This is a genomic window from Dolichospermum compactum NIES-806 (genome assembly GCF_002368115.1).
GTDB lineage: Bacteria > Cyanobacteriota > Cyanobacteriia > Cyanobacteriales > Nostocaceae > Dolichospermum > Dolichospermum compactum.
Window position 1 is genome coordinate 2,744,612 of record NZ_AP018316.1, and the last position, 22,124, is coordinate 2,766,735.

Annotated in this window: 17 protein-coding genes; 4 read left to right on the forward strand and 13 right to left on the reverse strand. The window is 37.0% G+C overall.

From position 1 onward, the window contains the following. Positions 1-41: 41 nt before the first annotated feature. Positions 42-725, reverse strand: a complete 684-nt coding sequence (locus CA730_RS13090; protein WP_096667867.1) for a response regulator transcription factor — start codon at positions 723-725, stop codon at positions 42-44. A 311-nt stretch (positions 726-1,036) separates the two neighbouring features. Between CA730_RS13090 and smpB the strand changes: the two genes are divergently transcribed. After that, complete coding sequence (gene smpB, locus CA730_RS13095; RefSeq protein ID WP_096667869.1) at positions 1,037-1,507, forward strand: SsrA-binding protein SmpB; 471 nt, start codon at positions 1,037-1,039, stop codon at positions 1,505-1,507. A gap of 57 nt (positions 1,508-1,564) precedes the next feature. On the opposite strand, the gene CA730_RS13100 is transcribed toward smpB, so the two are convergent. From CA730_RS13100 to coaD, 6 genes are all read right to left on the reverse strand, one after another. Continuing rightward, positions 1,565-2,950, reverse strand: a complete 1,386-nt coding sequence (locus tag CA730_RS13100; protein ID WP_096667871.1) for an IctB family putative bicarbonate transporter — start codon at positions 2,948-2,950, stop codon at positions 1,565-1,567. 102 nt (positions 2,951-3,052) lie between these two features. Continuing rightward, complete coding sequence (locus CA730_RS13105) at positions 3,053-3,919, reverse strand: DUF2887 domain-containing protein (RefSeq protein WP_096667873.1); 867 nt, start codon at positions 3,917-3,919, stop codon at positions 3,053-3,055. A 175-nt stretch (positions 3,920-4,094) separates the two neighbouring features. After that, positions 4,095-6,560, reverse strand: a complete 2,466-nt coding sequence (locus CA730_RS13110; RefSeq protein WP_096667875.1) for a tetratricopeptide repeat protein — start codon at positions 6,558-6,560, stop codon at positions 4,095-4,097. 4 nt (positions 6,561-6,564) lie between these two features. Beyond that, positions 6,565-7,026 carry a hypothetical protein gene (locus tag CA730_RS13115; protein ID WP_096667877.1) on the reverse strand — a complete coding sequence of 154 codons (462 nt, stop codon included), beginning with the start codon at positions 7,024-7,026 and terminating at the stop codon, positions 6,565-6,567. A gap of 285 nt (positions 7,027-7,311) precedes the next feature. Continuing rightward, a complete protein-coding gene (locus tag CA730_RS13120; RefSeq protein ID WP_172891186.1) occupies positions 7,312-8,028 on the reverse strand; it encodes a DivIVA domain-containing protein in 717 nt (238 codons plus the stop codon). Further along, on the reverse strand, positions 7,956-8,489 hold the full coding sequence (coaD, locus tag CA730_RS13125; RefSeq protein WP_096667880.1) for a pantetheine-phosphate adenylyltransferase: 534 nt from the start codon (positions 8,487-8,489) through the stop codon (positions 7,956-7,958). Before coaD ends, CA730_RS13120 begins: the two co-directional genes overlap by 73 nt. 242 nt (positions 8,490-8,731) lie before the next feature. Between coaD and lgt the strand changes: the two genes are divergently transcribed. The 3 genes from lgt to CA730_RS13140 all read left to right on the forward strand — a co-directional run bounded on the left by lgt (position 8,732) and on the right by CA730_RS13140 (position 16,075). Continuing rightward, complete coding sequence (gene lgt / locus CA730_RS13130) at positions 8,732-9,607, forward strand: prolipoprotein diacylglyceryl transferase (protein ID WP_096667882.1); 876 nt, start codon at positions 8,732-8,734, stop codon at positions 9,605-9,607. Positions 9,608-9,730: 123 nt separating this feature from the next. Beyond that, on the forward strand, positions 9,731-10,546 hold the full coding sequence (gene cobM / locus CA730_RS13135) for a precorrin-4 C(11)-methyltransferase (RefSeq protein WP_096667884.1): 816 nt from the start codon (positions 9,731-9,733) through the stop codon (positions 10,544-10,546). A gap of 117 nt (positions 10,547-10,663) precedes the next feature. Further along, on the forward strand, positions 10,664-16,075 hold the full coding sequence (locus CA730_RS13140; protein ID WP_096667886.1) for a trifunctional serine/threonine-protein kinase/ATP-binding protein/sensor histidine kinase: 5,412 nt from the start codon (positions 10,664-10,666) through the stop codon (positions 16,073-16,075). 38 nt (positions 16,076-16,113) lie between these two features. On the opposite strand, the gene CA730_RS13145 is transcribed toward CA730_RS13140, so the two are convergent. The 6 genes from CA730_RS13145 to CA730_RS13170 form a co-directional block, all read right to left on the reverse strand. After that, complete coding sequence (locus CA730_RS13145; RefSeq protein WP_096667888.1) at positions 16,114-17,160, reverse strand: DUF1611 domain-containing protein; 1,047 nt, start codon at positions 17,158-17,160, stop codon at positions 16,114-16,116. Next, complete coding sequence (locus tag CA730_RS13150; protein ID WP_096667890.1) at positions 17,144-18,196, reverse strand: dipeptide epimerase; 1,053 nt, start codon at positions 18,194-18,196, stop codon at positions 17,144-17,146. The genes CA730_RS13145 and CA730_RS13150 overlap by 17 nt, the downstream gene beginning before the upstream one ends. A 50-nt stretch (positions 18,197-18,246) precedes the next feature. Next, on the reverse strand, positions 18,247-18,870 hold the full coding sequence (locus tag CA730_RS13155; protein WP_096667892.1) for a DUF4276 family protein: 624 nt from the start codon (positions 18,868-18,870) through the stop codon (positions 18,247-18,249). Further along, the gene (locus tag CA730_RS13160) at positions 18,867-19,958 is read right to left on the reverse strand and encodes an AAA family ATPase (protein ID WP_096667894.1); all 1,092 of its coding nucleotides are present in this window, start codon (positions 19,956-19,958) and stop codon (positions 18,867-18,869) included. The genes CA730_RS13155 and CA730_RS13160 overlap by 4 nt, the downstream gene beginning before the upstream one ends. Before the next feature lie 133 nt (positions 19,959-20,091). Further along, positions 20,092-20,307, reverse strand: a complete 216-nt coding sequence (locus CA730_RS13165) for a type II toxin-antitoxin system HicB family antitoxin (RefSeq protein WP_096667896.1) — start codon at positions 20,305-20,307, stop codon at positions 20,092-20,094. 754 nt (positions 20,308-21,061) lie between these two features. Beyond that, positions 21,062-21,901 carry an FAD-binding domain-containing protein gene (locus CA730_RS13170; RefSeq protein ID WP_096667898.1) on the reverse strand — a complete coding sequence of 280 codons (840 nt, stop codon included), beginning with the start codon at positions 21,899-21,901 and terminating at the stop codon, positions 21,062-21,064. Positions 21,902-22,124: the final 223 nt, after the last annotated feature.

The window sequence follows — 22,124 nt, forward strand, 5'->3', positions numbered from 1 at the left end:
TGAATATTACCAGACTAAAAATGTCAAATTGGACAAAAATCCTATTCTACTAAATCATGTTTTATCGCAAATCTGACCAATTCTGCACGATTACTAGTTTCTGTTTTCCTCAATAAACTACTCACATATTTCTCCACTGTGCGCGGACTTAAATGTAAATGATTACCAATTTCTCCATTAGACAAACCATGAGTTAATAAGTCTAAAACTTCCTGTTCTCTCACAGTTAATGGTGTCAATACCTGAGATTGTTGCATCTGAGTAGGTATGGAGATATGACCGTTTTTTGCTTTTGTATAAGTGGCAAAACTGATTTCTTCCTGATAAAGAAAACGACATTCTGATTTGATGACTTGCGATCGCTCTAATAAATTACGTATAGCAGCGGCTATTTCTTCCAATTCAAATGGTTTAGGCAAATACAAATCACAGCCAGACTGATATCCCAAAATTCGTTCTTGAGTTTTCGTTCTTTCTGTCAACAAAATCACAGGTAATAATCGAAACGCCGATAATTGACGAACTCGACGCACCAACTCATAACCATTCATCTGTGGCATCATAATATCTGTCACCATCAAATCAGGATGACGCTTTTGAACCATCGCCAAAGCATCTACACCATTATCAACAGTTATAACATTATACCCGGACAGATCAAGATAGTCACTAATAGATAGGCGTGTACCTAAATCATCATCTGCGACAAGAATAGTCAAGGGCATGGATAGTACACCCCTATAATCTTTTGGTCGAGCAATTTACTGTAATCACAAATATTAATAGACACAAGCAAGAATACTAATTCTATTTCTAATACTATGACAAAATTACTTACTCATGATGAGATCATCAGTGATTTCTAAAGAAAATATTAAATTTTTACAAATTGTTCATAAAACTTTACGTAATCTCCAAAAAAGAGAGAGGATTTTTGATCAATCACTAATCACCAGTCCCTTTGGATTACAATTAAAGAAAAAGCTAGTCTAAAGAAATTTTTAGGCGTATTTATTAAAACTTAAGAAGATTTTTGATGAGTGATAAACAGAGTGAAGGTTACAAAGTTATTTGTGATAATCGGCAAGCACGGTTCTTATATGAAATCATAGAAACCTATGAAGCGGGTATTCAATTGACAGGAACTGAGGTAAAGTCAATTCGTGCCGGTAAAGCCAATTTGCAAGATGGTTACGCGTTGCTTCGTGACGGTGAAGCATGGTTAATTAACGTGCATATTTCTCCTTATATCTCCAGCGGTGCATATTTTAATCACGAACCCAGACGAACCCGCAAGTTATTACTTCATAAACAAGAACTGCGTAAACTCATTGGTAGGGTACAACAGGAAGGTTTAACCCTCGTCCCCCTAAAAATGTATCTAAAACGGGGTTGGGTAAAAATAGTTATTGCCCTGGGTAAAGGTAAAAAATTACACGACAAACGCGAAAGTATGAAACGTCGTGATGATCAACGAGATATGCAAAGGGCAATGAAGAGATATTAGAGGAGTCAGGTGTCAGTTGTCAGGAAAAAGAAATGACCAATGACCACTGACCACTGACTAATGACTTCTAGCCAAAGGTTGCCAATAGCTGGCAACTAAAGCCACCATAAACCACCAGAGGGTATTAACTTCAGGGCGATAGAAGACCGTATCAAATAGACCCTGAGCAAGTATACCTAGCATACTAGCGATCGCCCCAATTAACCAGAAGCCCTCTATATTCCTAGTTTCTCTTAATCGGCGCAGTTGCAAAAATCCTGTATTAAAAGTAACGACTATTAACCATAAGAAACAGGTAAAACCCAAAAAGCCAGTTTCCACAATGGTTTCTAGAAACACAGAATAGGCACTCAAAGCTGTAAAGCGAGGACGTTGATAGAGAGGATATATCTTATTAAAAGAATTGTGTCCAGGTCCTATACCAATTATCGGGCGATCGCGGATCATTTGAAACACAGATTCCCAGACATTTTTGCGAAAATTATTACTACTGTCTTGGCGGTCAGCAAATATACTCACAACCCGCACCCGGAAAGGTTCGACAAATAACACCCCTATTACCAATAACCCCACCACACTTCCTAACAGAATAGGTAAAGACCAACTCCGCCAAAATAGCGGCATATTTATACTCCACCAATAAATTAGCAATACTGCCACAGTAAACAATCCCACCAACAAAGCAATCCAACCACCGCGACTAAAGGTAAGAATTAAAGTAGCAGCATTGACAAGAAACATCGTTAATGCTAATGATTTCCTGATCCAACCTTGCCAAGCCACAATAGCCACCAAACTTAAAACCACAGCCGGCAAAAGATATCCAGCCAATAAATTGGGATTGCCTAAATAACTGTAAACCCTAGTAGTTTTAGCCAAAGGTGATTCCGGGTCAACCCAAGTAGCTAAAGCCTTCGCGCCAAAAAACCATTGTCGCAACCCATAGACGCTAACAATCAGGGATATATGCAAATAAAGAGTAATTAACCAAGACCGAAACCGGGGGACTCGCAGCACCCTAGCACAGAGGGCAAACAGCAACAAATAAAGAGTTAATGTTTGTAAATCACCCAAAGCGGCTTTTTTCACCGGTGATAAAGCCGTTGATATGGCAGCAATAGTCCAATACAGCAACACTAGCAGGTGAATAGGAGTAACTGAAGCTGCATTTGCTGATTTATTGTCATCCGATAAGGTCAACAGCAGCCAAAAGCCGACACAAGCCACCAACAATAAACCGATTAAAGTAGTAGAAACAAAAGGTGCAAGACCATAAATGAGGCTAAGTAAGCCAACAGCAATAATATCTCCCCACTGCATTAAGATACTACTTTGTCGCCAAGGCAGCAAAAGTCCCACCAGAAACCGATGTAGGTAACTACCAGACAAATATTCTTTCAGTGGTAAAGAAGATAAAGTCAATCTTTCCCAGACTAAATTCATGGAGAAATACAAAATACAGAAGTTATGCAGTATAGCTTACGGCAAGTCTGGCTGTGAAAATTAATATTCCTTTTTTAGAAAGCTATTCTAAAGTTTTTATGACTACAAATGCGCCAAAAGCCACGCATCTAAATCGGCTATTCCTGTAAAATCTAACAAGGAATCCCCTAAACTCTCCAACTGCTCTATCTTCAAACTTCTTATTTGCTCTTGTTGGGCTTGAGATAGCAATCCATACCGCTTAGTCAAAATACGCAGCACTAAATCCGTTTCCCCTTCTTGTCGTCCTTCTTGTCGTCCTGCTCGTTGTCCTGCTTGCTGTCCTTCTTGAAACACTTCCTGATAAAACCGTGTTTGGGTGACATCTGCTGTTTTCAGGTTTAGCATTTTCAAAATCTCCTTTGTGCTGAGTTGTGGGAATTTATTCACAAGTATAGCTTCTACCAAATCTAAGCGTCGGCGCAGTTCTTCTTCTGTTTCTGCACTATTAATAATCGCCTGTGCCAAGGCGGCTGTATCTTGTTCATTGACTACCAGCAATTTCAATAATGACAGATTGGGACTCAAGTTGGTTAATGGTAATAAATCTTCTAAATATAGGCGTTTGACTTGATTTGTCAACAACGATTGGTAGGGAATATCTGAGCCTAAATCTTCTTGTCGGTTGGGTAAAATCAACAATCCGTACCAAGGTTGTTTGATGTTGTATTGATATAGGTACATAAAAATCTCTGCGAAATACCGCCCATAAAATTTGGGGTCTCTTTGCATCTGTGCCTCTAAAAATACTAACGGTAAATTTAGATCCTTGGCAATCGGTGTTAATAATCCATCTATTGCAAATCCTTTTTCTTTGACTGCGGGCGCACTATAGGTAAATTCGCAATCTTTGGGAATTTCTGGGATTAACTCGGTAATCAATCCTGGCTGAGATAAAAATAGTCGGTAAAACAGTTTATCAGTTTTCATAATTACCTATCGTTCTCTTTAATCTCCTTATCCAAAAATTCTATTTTTCTTATTCTCATACAGAGTATAGGAATGAGAATCTGAAAGTAAAATATCAGATTGCTAAACAAAGCTATTGTTATCCTATCCAATAGATTTGTCTGAAAATAAATGCTTTAAGATTAACAGCATTTACTTAACGATTACGTAAACGTTCAAGATTATTACGAACAGTAATAGTAGTAGGATGATCTACTCCTAAGCGTTGTTCTAAAATATTTACCGCTTGAATGTAGAGAGGTTCAGCTTCGCTGTACCTGCCTTGGGATTCGTAGAGTCCTGCCAAATTGTTGAAACTGGTAGCCATAGAGGGATGGTCATCACCCAGCAGCTTTTGCCAGAGAGCTAAAGCTTGGATGTAAAGAGGTTCGGACTCGCTGTACCTGCCTTGGGATTTGTAGAGTAGAGCTAAATTGTTGAAACTTTGAGCGACATAGGGATGGTCATCACCTAGAAGCTTTTGCAAGAGAGCTAAAGCTTGAATGTAGAGAGGTTCGGCTTCGCTGTACCTGCCTTGGGATTCGTAGAGTCCTGCCAAATTGTTGAAACTGGTAGCGACATCGGGATGGTCATCACCCAAGAGCTTTTGCCTGAGAGCTAAAGCTTGGATGTAGAGAGGTTCGGCTTCGCTGTACTTGCTTTGGGAATAGTAGAGTAGAGCCAAATTGTTAAAACTGGTAGCGACATCGGGATGGTCATCACCCAGGAGCTTTTGCCAGAGAGCTAAAGCTTGGATGTAAAGAGGTTCTGCTTCGCTGTACCTGCCTTGGGAATAGTAGAGTCCTCCCAAATTGTTAAAACTTAGAGCGACACGGGGATGGTCATCACCCAAGAGCTTTTGCCAGAGAGCTAAAGCTTGGATGTAGAGAGGTTCGGCTTCGCTGTACTTGCTTTGGGAATAGTAGAGTAGAGCCAAATTGTTAAAACTGGTAGCGACATCGGGATGGTCATCACCCAGGAGCTTTTGCCAGAGAGCTAAAGCTTGGATGTAAAGAGGTTCTGCTTCGCTGTACCTGCCTTGGGAATGGTAGAGTAGAGCCAAATTGTTGAAAATGATAGCGACATAGGGATGGTCATCACCCAAGAGCTTTTGCCAGAGAGCTAAAGCTTGGATATGGAGAGGTTCTGCTTCGCTGTACCTGCCTTGGGAATGGTAGAGTCCTCCCAAATTGTTAAAACTTAGAGCGACATAGGGATGGTCATCACCTAAATGCTGTTTTAGTAATAAAACACATTTTTCTTTCCAAGGTTCTGCAAGTTTATATAATCCTTGTCCTTCATAAAATCTTCCTAATCCAGCAAAAGGCAAATATAAATTTTCATCACTAACAACATCAACTAGATGTTCTGCTACTTCCTCTAAATGCGGTATATCTAATTTTAATTTTTTAATATCTTCCTGTATTGGCCGCTCAGGAATTGATTGAGCTACATCAATCATTGTTTGGCAGAAGTGAGATATTTGTTGTTGTCCAGAAGCTAAGTTATGATGCTTCTTTTTCAAAAACTCACGAATTAGTTGATGTAATTGATAATAATTATCTTCACTTTGCAAAAGATGTAATTGTTCTAATTCAATTCTGGCATCTTCTAAATCTTCTGTATATTGCTCAGGTGCAGCACTTTCCACAAGTGACCAACGAATAGGAGCTAGAGCAAACAAACTCAGTAAACAACCTAATTCTTGAGCAGCAGAACTGAGGACTTCCCAACTTAATGCAAAAGCAGCTTCAACACCACGGGTTATAGATAAAGTCCAGGTTGGGTCATTCATATCAACAACTAAAGCAGGATGACCTAAACCTTTAGCTTCTAATCTTTTCAGCATTTCTGCTAAAGATATCTGGCGTTTTCTAATATAACGACCAACCAATTGTAAAGCCAGAGGTAAGCAACCTAAACGCTGACAAAGTTCCTGTGCTTGTGCTGTTTCTGAAGTTAATTTATCAGCACCAATCAATTCAGATAGTAATGCCAGTGCCTCTAATTCAGAAAGGATTTGCAAAGACAAAGAACCAGATAAATCTAGCTTGAGTCTCGTTGTGATCAAAACCTTAAATTGAGATGGTTTGGGCGGCAAATAAGGCTGAATCGCAGAATAATTCTGAACATCATCAATAACTACTAAGGTATTACTCTGTTGCCAACGTTGCCAACACCAACTTACCTGTTCTAATAAATCAACATGATCCGGTGGTTGTAAACCTAAATTTGTGCGGCAAAATTGAATAATTTGTAAACCAATATTTTGATCTCTAGCTTGCAACCAACAAATACCCCCAGGATAAGTATTTAATTGTAAATGTAAAAGAGAATATTGGGTTGCCAATTCAGTTTTACCAATACCACCCATACCTTCAACAGCAGCAATCACAGCCGAATTATTTTCTTTTAAATACTGATGAATCAGTACCAGTTCTTTTTCCCGTCCGACAAACTTCTTTGTATTACTACCAGGGATGTTGTGAGGAAACCCCGTAGGTTGAGAAATATCACTTAAATTGTTGACGGTTTGATAAATATCTCTAATATTGATATCACCACTGGCTTGGACATTTTCAAAGATTTTCTGGACATTTTGAAAACTGGAATTTATAGTCATAATTTTAAGATTCTTGACTTAAATTACCCACCTCAATATTGCCAGCTTTGATATCTTTGAGCATGGTTTGTTCAACTGAACCACCACTCCGGGTAGTTTCTTGGGTGATATCCCCAGCTTTTAAATCTCCAGTTAATTCAATTCCACTCAGAATCACCTGACGGATATTTTCATCTTGTGCTTTTAGTTCTTCAACCAGCAATTTCAATTGATTAGCGAAATTTGCATCAGCATTAATGTATTCTTGCAATTCATCTTGTAACTTAGTTTTATTTTGCTCAGTTGGATCTTTTTCAGCACGAATCAATAAACCTTCCATTCCTTCGGCTTTTAGCTTTTCTCTAGTGGTGCTAACCAACTTTGCAAAAGTATCCGCGACTCCTTTCGCTAAAGCTTTTCCACCTTCTTTGAGTGCTTCGGAAAAAAACAAAGAAACAATTACCGCACCAGTGAGTGGTTCTACCATAAAAATTACACCTTAATTGATTAATACAGCATAAGTATATATCATTCGCAACAGGTCAAGCAACAAACAAGAAATTTCGAGCTTTTGCTTATTTGCATTTATGCGCGAAATAAAGTCTATACCAATTCTTTTCGGTTAAGGTTAAAAAAACAGATTTTATCCCCGTTCCTATACTCTGTATGGGAATGAATTATAGAAGGCGCTGACTTCAATGACAGCAAGAGGCAGAGCCTCTGTGATGGCATTCCCAGTCGGAGACTGGGAACGAGATAAAATGAGGTGATACTATCTTTTTTTGGAATTATGTGGGGGGCGTTGTTGGGGATGATCTCCATTCTTGGGGACACTGGGGGAATTTAATTGTTTGCGACCATTAGTAATAATTTTTAACATTTCTTGAATATCCTGTTCAATATTAGCCAGAACGTTATCGGCGTATTTATCAGCACCATCTTCAATTTCTTCAGCTTGAGAAATTGCAATTTGGCGCATTTCTTCTAATTCTTGTTGACAAGCGCGGCGTTTACGGTCAATTTCTGCGAGGGTGTCTTGCATCATTGCTTCACAATCCTGCTGGACTTGTCGCCGCAGTTGGTCAGCTTCTCTCTGTGCTTGTCTGACAATATCACTTTCAGACAAAATTTGCGCTCTTTTGGCTTGGGCTACATCTACTACCTGTTGTCCATATTCTTCTGCTTCTAGAAGAATTTCATTCTTTTGTGCCAAAATATCTAGTGCTTCTTGGAACACTGTTGGCAAAGAAAAACGGACAAAATCCAGTTGTTCAAGTAATTTATCTTCATCTATTAAAGTTCGTCCTGTGAGGGGAATCCTCAAACTAGAGAGAACTATTTCCTCTAATTGGTTGAGTTCGTGCTGAATGTCTACCCCTGCTGTTGGTTCTGGATTGCCAATGGAGGGGATACCATTCACGTACTCTCGTGGGGGAGGATTACTGCCGTTGTGGTTGGATTCGAGGCTAGGGATTTTTGGTTGTAGCATTGGTATATATCTAGGGCAATTTGTGGGGGAACAAGATGATCAACAGAGCCACCAAACCTGGCAATCTCTTTTACCACACTACTACTTAAAAAACTATACTCATTTGATGTTGCCAGAAAAACTGTCTCGATCTGAGTAGACAATGTTTTATTAGTGTGAGCCATTTGTAGCTCAATCTCAAAGTCAGATACCGCTCTTAACCCCCGTAACAAAACTTGCGCTTGTTGCATTTGGGCATATTCTACGGTTAAACCGTCAAAGCTGTCTACTCCTACATTTGGTAAATGTTTTGTAGATAGACGAATTTGTTCTAATCTTTGCTCTACTGTGAACAATGGCATTTTATTGGGATTGCGGAGGACGGCAACTATGACTCGTTCAAATAAACGACTACTGCGCTGAATAAGGTCTAAATGTCCCAAGGTGATGGGATCAAAACTACCAGGATAAATAGCAATCACAATGTTATTTTAAGTGATTATATTGACGGATTTTCAACAGAACTTTATTAAATCTAACACAGGGAGTGGGGGAGGTAGGGGAGGTAGGGAGCAGGGCGCAGGGGAAAGAATTATTCCAATTACCAATTACCGAATTCTACAAATGATTTTAATTTTGCTGAATTACTTATCGCTATAGTGAAGGCGTACTATATTATTGTGTTTCATCTCCATAGATTTCAAATTCCTATAGGTAATTTTGTATGGTAGTGGATTTTTCTGTTTTGCCTTTGGGGTTTCTATTTACTTCCCCTGGTCCGATTGTGGTTAAATTGGGTCCGATTGTTATTCGTTGGTATGGGTTGTTGATTGCTTCTGCGGTATTAATTGGTGTTAGTCTTTCTCAGTACCTAGCCAAGCGTCGTCATCTGAATCCAGATTTAATCAGTGATTTATCAATTTGGTTGGTGATTGGGGCTATTCCTGCCGCTAGATTGTATTATGTTTTGTTTCAGTGGACAGAATATTCTCAACACCCGGAACGGATAATTGCAATTTGGCAAGGGGGTATTGCGATTCATGGGGCAATTATTGGCGGTGCGATCGCGGCGTTAATTTTTGCTAGATTGAATAAGGTATCTTTTTGGCAATTGACGGATTTGGTTGCTCCTTCCTTAATACTAGGGCAAGCCATTGGTCGGTGGGGAAATTTTTTCAACTCGGAAGCTTTTGGCAGACCAACTAATTTACCTTGGAAATTATATATTCCCCCAGATCGTCGTCCTTTGGATTTCGTGAATTTTGAATATTTCCATCCCACTTTTCTGTATGAATCGCTGTGGAATTTAATGGTGTTTGCATTGTTGCTAACTTTGTTTTTTCGAGCTTTATCTAAAAAACCCCGGTTGAAGGTAGGAACGTTATTTTTAGTTTACTGGGTTGCCTATAGCTTGGGACGGATTTGGATTGAAGGTTTACGCACAGATAGCTTAATGCTAGGACCTTTACGGATGGCACAGATGGTAAGTTTAGGGGGAATGACTTTAGGATTATTTGGTTTAGCTTGGCTGTATATATTGAAGCGTTCTTTACCTGATGTTGTTTCTTCAGTGAATGGAGAAAAAAATGCCCCAGAGTAATTAATCTCCAGGGCTTAACCAGGGTGCATCTACCATCTATTTCTACTAGGCAAAGTGGCTGAATCCGGATAGTGCTAGGGAAATGCTAAAAGTTTTTTTGCAAAGTTGTGAAGGGGGAAATTAATGAGTGAATATACTAGTAATTTGAGTTATTCTAAGTATCCCAATGCCTTAGAACCTGCGGTTTATATTGTTGGGGCAGGACCTGGAGATCCTAATTTATTAACGGTTAGAGCGCAAAAGTTGTTGGCTGCGGCTGATGTGATTTTATTTGCAGATTCCTTGATTCCTGAACAGATTTTAGATGTTTGTCGTGCAGATGCGGAAATTATTAAAACAGCAAATCGGACTTTGGAAGAAATTTTACCATTAATGATTGATGCGGTGCGATCGCATAAATCAGTGGTCAGGCTACATTCTGGTGATCCTAGTCTGTATAGTGCTATTCATGAACAAATGCAGCTACTAGCCGATGCGAATATTCCCTTTGAAGTTATCCCTGGTATCAGTGCCTTTCAAGCTGCCGCAGCTAAATTGAAAATAGAGTTAACTGTCCCTGGTTTAGTCCAAACTATTATTCTCACTCGCATTAGCGGTCGTACCCATGTCCCTGATACTGAAGAGTTAGCAGCTTTAGCCGCCCATCGTGCCAGTTTATGTTTATATTTAAGTGTGAGTCATATTACTGAAGCCCAAGGGAAATTATTAGAACATTATGATCCAGATACTCCAGTAGCAATTTGCTATCGCTTAGGCTGGCCAGATGAAAAAATCCGGGTTGTGAATTTAGCACAAATCGCAGATTGTACCCATGAGGAAAAATTACGCCGAACTACACTTTATGTCATCAGTCCCGCACTACTCCCAGTAAGTGGGCGCTCCCGCTTGTATCACCCTGAACATAATCATTTATTCCGTTCATCCCATAATCTTGGTTAGTAGTCTGTCAAATTTATTTTGACGGGTAATGATCGGAAAAAACTTCTGTTCTTCCCTCCCCTACCTCCCCTACCCCACCTTGCTTTACTGAAGATAGAGGATCTTTAAAAAAACAAGATGAACAAAAGTAATATTGGTACAGTTACTATTCCTGGGTATACAATTACTGAACTTATTTATGCTAGTAAAAAAACTACAGTTTATCGTGGTCAACAGCAAACAACACAGATTTCAGTTATTATCAAGATTCTCAACGCAGAATATCCCCCATTGCAGGATTTAATAGCATTTAAAAATCAATTCGCTATTAGTCAACAAATAGATCATCCCAATATTATTAAATGTTATGAATTGGAAAAATATGGTAATAGTTATGCTTTGATTTTAGAAGATTTTAGCGGTATATCTTTGACTGAATATACTAATTCTCAAAAATTAGATATCAATTCTTTTATGCCTATTGCCATTGCAATTACCAAAGCATTAGAATTCTTATATGCCAAGAAAATTATTCATAAAGATATTAAGCCGAGAAATATTCTAATTAATCCCGAAACCCAGGAAATCAAGCTAATAGATTTTAGTATATCCTCTCTATTACCTAAAGAAACTGTGGATATTAAAAGCCCCAATGTCTTAGCGGGGACACTTTTATATATGTCTCCAGAACAAACGGGAAGAATGAATAGAGGGATAGACTACCGCACTGATTTTTATTCTTTAGGAGTAACTTTTTATGAATTACTCACAGGACAATTACCTTTCTATAGTCAAAACCATTTAGAATTAATATATTACCATCTTGCTAAAGTACCTATTCATCCTAGAGAAATTAATCCCCAAATTCCTCAAGTTATAGCAGATGTCATTACTAAGTTAATGGCAAAAAATCCTGATGATAGATATCAAACAGCTAGAGGAATTAGACATGATTTAGAAATATGTCAAAAAATGTTATTAACTGAAGGTGAAATTAATAACTTTGAATTAGCAAAACGAGATATCAGTGATAGGTTTCTGATTCATAACAGACTATATGGTAGAGAACAGGAAATTATTACTTTATTAAAGGCTTTTGAGAACGTCAGTGCTGGTAATAAAGAATTAATCTTAGTGGCAGGTTTTTCTGGGATTGGTAAAACTGCTGTCGTTAATGAAGTTCAGAAACCAATTGTTCGGGAAAAAGGTTATTTTATCTCTGGTAAATATGATCAATTTCAGCGAAATATTCCTTTTTCGGCATTAGTGCAAGCATTTCGCAATCTCATGAGACAACTGCTAACTGAAAATACAGTGCAGTTACAAGAGTGGAAAATTCAGATATTATCAGCTTTGGGAGAACAAGCACAGGTAATTATTGATGTTATTCCTGAACTAGAAAATATTATTGGTCAGCAATCACTAGTTCCTGAACTGACGGGAAATGCTTCAGAAAATCGCTTTAATTTATTATTTAGTAAGTTTATTCAGGTATTTGCTACAAGTGAACATCCATTAGTCATTTTCTTAGATGATTTACAATGGGCTGATATAGCTTCTTTAAAATTAATAAAATTATTAATGTGTGAAAAATACACAAAATATTTATTATTAATTGGAGCATATCGAGATAATGAAGTCAATCCGGGACATCCTTTAATCACAACTTTAGATGATATTCGTCAAGAAAATATCACAATTAATCAGATTATTTTGCAAGCTTTAGATAAATCTCATATTAGACTATTAGTTACAGATACTCTATCTTGTCCGGAATCACATAACCAAGACCTCACAGAACTACTTTTAAGAACCACTCAAGGTAATCCATTTTTTACCAATCAGTTACTTAAATCATTACATGAAGATGGATTAATTACTTTTAATTTTAGCCTTGGTTATTGGCAGTGTGATCTAAATGCAGCCAAAGCTTTATATCATAATGATGATATTGTTAATTTTCTTAAAATCCAATTACAAAAATTACCTAAAAATACTCAAGATATTTTAAAAATAGCTGCTTGTATTGGCAACCAATTTGATTTATCTACTCTGGCTATAGTTTGTGAAAAATCCCAAATACAAATAGCGGCTGAATTATGGGATGCTTTGCAAGAAGAACTGATTATTCCCCAAAATGAAGCATATAAATTTTTTACGGGCGAAGAATCAATATTTGATGTTTTTAACTTAAATTTACCGGTTAATAGCACTGAGTTAATTTTCGCTAAATATAAATTTTTTCATGACCGAGTTCAGCAAGCAGCTTATGTCCTAATTTCTGATGTTGATAAATCAGCAATGCACTTGAAAATTGGTCAGCTACTATTAAAAAATACCAATGCTACGGAACTGGAAGAGAAGATATTTGAGATAGTTAACCAGTTAAATATTGGGGTTGAATTAATTACTAATCAGTCAGAAAGACATGAATTAGCTAAATTAAATTTAATTGCTGGTTGTAAAGCAAAATCTTCTACCGCTCATGAAGCTGCTATTAGATATTTAAAGGTAGGCTTGGAACTTTTAGCAGTAAATAGTTGGGAAGATGAGTATGAATTAACTTTAAATCTTTACACAGAAATCGCAGAAGCAGAATATTTAAATATTGATTTTGAGCAAGCAGAAATATATATAGAAGTAATTAAACAAAATGCTACTAGTCTTATAGATAAAGTAAAAGTGTATGAAGCACAAATACAAATCTATATGTCTCAATTACAACTACAAAGAGCAATAGAAACAGGGTTGAATTTAGTCAACTTGCTGGGAGTAAATTTAGAAAAAACACCTCCACAAAACTTAAATGTTGATGATTTAATCAATTTACCAGAGATGATAGCTACTGATAAACTTGCGGTGATGCGGATTTTAACTAATCTGACTGCTGCTAGTTATTTTGTTGATCCAGAATTATTCCCAGTTATTATCTTTACCATGATCAATCTATCAGTAAAATATGGCAATTCTCCATTTTCTGCTCCTGGATATGTAAACTATGGTGTGATACTCTGCGGTTTTGTTGCTGATATTGAAACTGGATATCGTTATGGTGAATTGGCTTTAAATATATTAGATAAATTTGATGGTAGAACAGTTAAATGTCGAGTTATGCTAATGTGGGCTTGCAATGTCCTATTTTGGAAAAAACATCTCAAAACAGTAGTAAGTAGCTTACAAGAAGCCTTACAAAGCGGAATAGAAACTGGGGATTTAGAATATTCTGGTTACTGCTCGTCAATGTATAACATGAATATGATTTTCAGTGGTGAAAACTTATCCTATGTATTTGAGCAGTTAAAAAGTCATATACTTTTAATGTATAGCTTGAAGCAAGAAGGTACTGTTTTACTACATAAGCTATGGTATCAGCTAGTTTTTAATCTTGCAGAAATTAATGAAACCAAACAAATATTTGATGGTGAGTTATTTGATGAATCTCAAATATTACCAATTTTGATCGCATCTAAATCATCAACTGTAATATTTTCATTATATTTAGCAAAAACTATATTTTATTATTTCTCTGGTTTTACCAGTATCGCTGTTGATAATGGGATTCAAGGTGAAGCTTATTTAGAATGTGTGGTGGGACAAGTTACTACTAGTCAATATAATTTTTATTATTCTTTATCTCTTTTAGCTGAATATAATCAGCAGTCTGTGAGTAGACAAAAACAATATTTAGAAAAAGTTGTATCCAATCAAGAGAAGATGAAAAATTGGGCTATTCATGCCCCCATGAATTTTCAACATAAATATGAACTAATAGAAGCAGAAAAAGCGAGAGTATTAGGAAATAATTGGCAAGCAATAGAGCTTTATGACCAAGCAATTGCTGGAGCTAAAGAACACAAATATCTTCATGAAGAAGCACTAGCTAATGAACTAGCAGCTAAATTCTACCTGAGCTTTAATAAAGAGAAAATTGCTAAAACTTATTTAATAGATGCTTATTATTGTTATGCTAATTGGGGAGCTAGGGCTAAAATTGAGAGTTTAGAAACAACCTATCCTCATTTACTTGAACCTATTATTAATCAAACCAAAACTAAATTAACAGTCGGCGAAGTAAGTACACTTATTAGTAAACCTAGTTTGACGGGTGTTTCTGCATTATTAGATTTAGAAACTGTGACTAAAGCATCCTTAGCAATTTCTTCAGAAATTCAAATAGATAAGTTATTATATACTCTCATGGAGGTAATATCAGAGAATGTTGCCGCCAATAAATCTGCATTAATTTTGCAGAAAGAAGGAAATTTAATATTAGTAGCTCAATGTATGAATGAACATGAATGTAAATTATCTACTACACCAATTAACGATAGCCAAGATTTACCATTAAGTATTATTAATTATGTAGCAAATATGCAAGAATATTTATTAATTAGTGATGCTATAAATGATCAGGATTTTGCCAATGATTCATACATTATTCAGCATCAATCTAAATCTATATTATGTAATCCTATTTTGAATAAAGGGCAATTAATTGGTATTCTTTATTTAGAAAATAATCTGACTGTCGGTGCTTTCACTATTGACAGATTAAGAATATTAAATCTCCTATCTTCTCAAGCCGCTATTTCCCTAGAAAATGCCCAACTCTATAGTAATTTAGAAGAAAAAGTCACCCAAAGAACTCAGGAATTAAATGAAAATAATCTGCATTTAGAACAAACACTACATGAGTTAAAAGCCACACAATCCCAACTAATCCAAACGGAGAAAATGTCCAGTTTAGGACAAATGGTTGCGGGTATTGCCCATGAAATTAATAATCCTGTAAATTTCATCTATGCTAATATTGAACACACTAGTAATTATATTGAATTTATTATCAATTTACTGAATTTATATCAAAAAGAATATCCTCATCCCTCAGATATTATTGAAAAACATAAACAAGACAATGATTTTGATTTTGTTATTCAAGATTTACCTAGAATTATTGATTCAATGATGATAGGTTCAGAACGTATTCGCAAAATTGTTTTAGGCTTACGTAATTTTTCTCGTCTGGATGAATCTGCCACAAAACCTGTAGATATTCATGAAGGAATTGATAGTACATTAATGATTCTTCAACCGAGATTCCAAGAAAAATTAGGTTATTCTAGCAATGTATTAATTAAAAAATATGGTAATCTCCCCTTAGTCCAATGTTATGCTTCTCAACTAAATCAGGTATTTATGAATATCATTAGTAATGCCATTGATGTTCTCAAACAGCGTGAAAAAAGTTTATCTACCGCAGAACTCAACAATAATCCTAACCAGATCATTATTCGCACTCAAATCATTAATAATAATTGGGTACAAATTGCCATTAAAGATAATGGTATGGGGATAAATCCCGAAATTAAACAACGCATATTTGATCCTTTCTTCACCACAAAACCAGTAGGAGAAGGTACAGGATTAGGCTTATCAATTAGTTATCAAATTATCGTAGATAAACACAGTGGTAAATTAGATTGTATCTCTGCACCCGGAAAAGGAACAGAATTTATCATTGAAATTCCCATAAAACTCCACCAACTATAAAACGCCTCCTCTCCGCGCCTCTGCGTGCAAAAAAATATTCAACTCTGCATAACAGCATCCAATAATAACCCAGCCCCAAACCGAACAGGATCTGTACAAGGTAACTTAGTTTCTGCTATAATTTGAGCGATCGCATTTTTCGCCTCCACTTCCCTCAAATTCCGAGTATTCAAAGCAATTCCCACCACAGGAACAGGACGAAAAGCCCCCGCACCACTGGCAACAATTTCATACATCCGAATCACCTCAGATAAAGCGGGAATCGGTACATGAGGATTATTACGGTTATGAGTTTGTCCTGCTTGATGCACTAATATCAAATGTGTAGGCTGAGAACCGCGAATTAAAGGTAAAGTTGCCGTTGAACCAGGGTGTAAAAGAGAACCTTGCCCCTCAATTTGCAAAATATCGTAATGTTGACCAAAACGCATTACCAACTGTTCCACCGCACCAGCAGCAAAATCTACCCGAACAGCGTCTAAAGCCACCCCTTCCCCTTCCAACATTAACCCAGTTTGACCAGTGGCCAAAAACTTAGAACGGATACCCCGCAACTTAGCCACCCGGTGCAATTCCAGACTAGTTGACATTTTGCCAATAGCCATATCCGTTCCCACCGTCAACACCCGCCGACAAGGCAGATTTTGCGCCATTGCCGATGCTACATCTAAATTAGCTGGTTCTTTGCGGACATCCCAAATTAATTGTCCTGGTTTAAGGAGGGCATTTAACTCCGGTATATTTGCCATTGATGTATGTAACCCATTTACCAAAGACATTCCCGCCTTGAGGGCATCTTTGATATCCAGCCAATAATCATCAGGAACAGCACCACCTTTAGGTGCAATCCCAATTACCAAAACTTCCGGCTTGTACTGTAAAGCTGCCGTTAAAGATGCCACAATTGGCACATCTCGCTGAATACCTGTTAACTCGACTAAAGATTTACCTACAGTTTCTCTGTCAATCACCGCCACAATGGGGGACTCGCTGTAGCGTAAAATTGATAACCCAGTTTTTCCTTGAACTCCAGTAATTCCCTCATGGAGAAGAATTGCTATTTTTTGATTAAGCGACAGACGCACAATGTTTCACTCCCAAACCAGGTAAATTATTCGGCAAAACTCGCCCATTTTCCACCACTGCACCAGTAAAAGGATCATCAGTTAGATTTAAGTGACTATCTAAATCCAAATAATCAGCCAGTGGTGCAAGTTGTAAAGCGGCGGTATTAGCAAGACAACTATCAGAATAACAGCCAAACATGACTTGTAAATTATGGGCTTTGGCTGTATTCACCATTCGCATAGCTTCGGTGATTCCCCCAGATTTCATTAATTTGATATTAATACCATCAACATAATTAGCTAATTGGGGAATATCGGCACTGGTAAAGCAACTTTCATCTACAAAAATTGGTAAGGGGGAATGTTTTTTCAATTCGGCTAAATTTGCTTCTTCACCTCTTACTAAAGGCTGTTCTACATACTTGATTTCCAAATCAGCTAACCAATTACACATATTTATGGCATCCATTAAATTCCAACCTCCGTTAGCATCAACAAATACATCTTTTCCGGCAGCTTCTTCCCGTACCGCTAACAACATTTTTTGATCTGCTTCTATTCCCTCAGTTGAACCTAATTTGACTTTTAACAACTGCACATCCATAAATTGTAACCAGTCTCGCGTCCTTGCCCTTGCACCTGCTGGGGAATTAATGCCAATTGTTACCGATGTTGGCACTATAGCATTTCTATCCAGTCCCCACAATTGCCACAATGGCAAATTCACACGCTTACCCAACCAATCATATAATGCCATATCCACAGCCGCTTTGACTGCGGACGGAATTTGCATTTGTTCTAATAGTGCCTCAATTTCCTGCCGTTGCCAAGGGCTATATTTTTGTAAAGCAGGTATGATTTGCTGCAAATTTTCTTGGATTTTCTCCGTAGATTGCCTATGGTTGCCTACACCAAAAGGAGATGCTTCCCCCCAACCTGTAATTCCTTCTGCGGTAATTTGTAACCAGATATTTGTTGTTTGTGCTGTTGTGCCGCGACTAATTGTAAGGGGAAATCGTTTGTTGACGGTGAAGGTTTGAAATTTGATTTGCATAAATATATTAATTAGGGAATATGTATTTTACATGGAGTTGGAATTGTCAGCTACTTGATATTTTCCAATTTTGTTAACCATTTATCGAAATGCTGACACTGTTTACGTATTGTATCCAATCCGATATCCATAGCAATTAAAGAACCATGTAACGGTTTATCATATCCAGGACAACATCGAAGAATACGTTTAGAAGGTGCTGTTATCGGACTATCATTAATATGTTCAGGTGCAGAAAATGATTCACGTTCACGCTGTAGCTGTTCTACTATGTTTTGATCAAACCATCCTAAAAAAGATTGTGGATTACTATAGAGAAGTCCCTCAAACTCATGCACCAATAAATTAGGAATAAAATTTTGGACTCCAATATCTACACCCATTTGTTGTTCAAGATATTCAGCTTTCTCAAAAAGATTAGCTGTAGTGGGAATAGAACTTTTACCGGGAAAATCTTTTGGTAGTCCATACAAATCTAACATCGTAGTTACAAAAGCGGTGCTATCTTCAGAACATTTACGATATAATTCTTTTCTGATTTTTCCATAAGTTACCGCACCTCCTATAAGTATAGGGTTAACATATATATTTTGTTGCAGAAAATGATTGTAAAGTAATTCTCTGACAAAAGTTTCTTCCGTTTGTCCTTCTACAAAAATATTGACTCGCATCATCTTGAAGGTCTACCTCCAATAATGTTCTTTTTCCACAATTCTCCTAAAGTATAATCTTCTAACCACTCTTGTAAATCATCCTCATCCAATCTACGCAGTAATGATTTACCATCTTTTCTATCTACAATAATCACATCATTTGCTGTGAATTCATTTAATAATTCTACAGATTGAGTAGAAACAATTACTTGTTTTTCTCTAGCGGCAGCACGTATTAAAGATGCTAAAATAGTAATTGCATAAGGATGAAGACCTAACTCTGGTTCATCAACTAAAATAGTTTCTGGTTGTAAAACAGTAGGTTGTAAAAATACCGTTGCTAAACATATAAAACGCAGCGTTCCATCTGAAAGCAAATGAGCTTTAAAAGGAATATCTTGACCTTGTTCAAACCATTCTAACTCTATTAGATCCTGATTGTGTGGAGAAGGACGCAATAAAAAATTACCAAAAAAAGGTGCGACAAGTCTGATTGTTTTAACAATCTGTTGATAAGATTGGGAATAGTTATTTTTCAATAAATACAAAAAAGCCGCCAAATTGCGAGCATCTGGACGTAGATAAATATTATCATTAATAGGAACAGCTTGTTTTACATAGGCGCTGTCGCTGGTATCATGAAAATGATAAACCCGCCATTGCTGCATGGCAGATAATACATATTCATCAATTTTTGTACCAGTTCCTGTAAAAGCCTGGGTTTCAAAATGACCACTACCTATTTTCCACTCACCACCACCCCAGCCAAAAGACTCTTCAGAAAACATCAGACGGTTATCTTGAGTAGGTTCAAGGGTGGCAAAATATCTATTATTGCCAAAATATAATTCAATCTCTAATTGTGCAGTTGTTTTTCGCCCGAAATGCAGCGCTGTGTCTGGTCCACCTTGACGACTAACGAAAACTTGCAAATGTCCATCAAGTATCTCTTGAACCATACGAAAAAAGCTGATAAAATTGGATTTTCCTGCGCCATTGCAGCCAATGAGTATATTGAGTTGAGTAAGTTTAAGATCACATTCTGCAATAGATTTAAAGCCCTTCAAAACAATCCTTGATAGTTGTTCTTTATTAATCAACTTTGCCATATTTTTTTATTCAGGTAAAGCATCTAAATCAGATAACTTAACTTGCCAGCTTGCTTTCTCAATCTTTTCCAAATACTCGCAATAAAAGTGATGGGGCGTTAGCATCAATTATATCAAAAAGGGGTATTTCAGATTAATATCCCATCAATACCGTATCTTCTGGAACAGGTTCATTTCTGTCTTGCAAAACTTCAATGTAGAGAGATATTGCTTCTTCTATGTTAGCTAAAGCTTCCTCACGAGTTTTACCCTGACTAATACAACCGGGTAAACTGGGTACTTCGACAACAAAATACCCATCTTCCCCATGAGATAACAGCACTTTCCGTTGAGATTTTATTGTTACCATAGTTCAATCAATTTCTCCATGAAATAACAGACATAGTTGAAAATATTTTATTCTAGTAAATCATTTATATCATATAACTTTATTTGCCAGGTTGCTTGGTGTATTTTACAGACGATCAAAATCCGCATCAACAATTGCTAAAATTCCCTGAAAATTTGATTTTTCTAAAATTTCTAAAATGGCAATAGCACGTTGTTTACTAGAAGGTTTACCCGCAGTAATGACTAATTCACAACTTAATTTATCAACAAATCGCTATAAGCCGCTAACGGAAATTTGCTTAATTTGCATAATAATTAACTCTCATAACAATACAAACTTTAAAGACATAAATAAATTCTATTTGATGATTAATAATTGACTATTATATCATAGCAATTTTCCCATTAAAACAAGGTATAAACATCTAAAAACCCGATCAAGGTTGACCGGGTTCTAGTGAATTTGCAGGTTTCAAATGATTAAAGTAAGTAAGTGAATTTAAGTTACTAAGGGTGGACTTTCTAAAACGCAAGTACAGCATCTCTACGTCTTTCCGCTCTGGGATTTGGCTTCGCCACCTCATCTAGAGTTTGGCTAGTTGCCACTTCATCATCAATAATGCTGTAATTGTCGGGCTGATGATAGGGGACACGCTGATCATTTACCCTTTCTTTTAGTTGGTTTTTATTTGCTTGGTGTCCTATGGTTTGAATATATCATTTGATTTTTGAGATAGGACTTATTCTTTACATTTATTAACAAATTGGTGTGCTTATTTCCGATGATTGCCTTTTTGCCAACTTTGACTATTAGGCTGCTTGCTGAATTTAGCTTGAGGAAAAAGTCGTTGTTCTATTTGTTCATAACTGCCTTCAAAGTCGCATTTACCAAAATGGGGACATTGACGACAGTAAACGCCTTTGCTGTACCGTTCTAGATTCTCACGGTTGAAAAAATAGGGTTTATGACTAAATGTACTTGCTACCCATTGCCATGACATATTGTTACTTGCTGGATCACCGTCGAGTAAATGTTGGAGAAACCATTTTGCGCCGGCTTGCCATTGAATATGTCGCCAATGGATAATATAGGCGGCTAACCACATTCTTATATGGTTGTGTAGGTAGCCTGTTTCTTGTAGTTCCTGACTAAAGCTGTCTATGCAAACTAGTCCTGTTGTTCCGGTTGTGATATCTTCAGGTAGTTGGGCTGCGTAGTCTGTTGATTGATAACCGGTTTTGTATTCTTCTTGATTTTGCCAAATCTCGTTTCCTAGTTTGACATATAATCTTTGCCAATAATCGCGCCAGCCTAGTTCGTTAATTAGTTTATTAGCATCGTCGGGATTGTTAATTCGGTTCAGTATATATTCTCGAACTTCGCGCAAACTCAAGACTCCATGACGAAGGTATGGTGATAATTTGGTAATGTTACCTGTTAAGAAGTTGCGGGTTTTTGCGTAAGCTATGGGATCAATTTTTTGTAGTGCTTGTTGTGCTGCTTTCCTTCCTCCGGGAATATCGCTAATGTGATCATCTTGTGCTGCGGCTTGGGGGAACTGTTCCTTGAGATATGCGACTAATTCGGCTCGATTTTGGAAATCACGTAACATAAAATTTGTAGATGTCAATTTAATATTTTAAGAATAATTAAACGCAGATGAACGCAAATAAGGACGGATGAGTCAATGTATTTTATGATTCTGTGGAGATTCACGTAAAATTGGTATTAGTAGTCTACAATCAGATGTGGTTTTATGTAATAAAGCAATTAAAGCAAACCCCCTGTGGTTGCCCCAAATACCGGGGTAGGTACGGGGGCGCTACCCCTAGGTT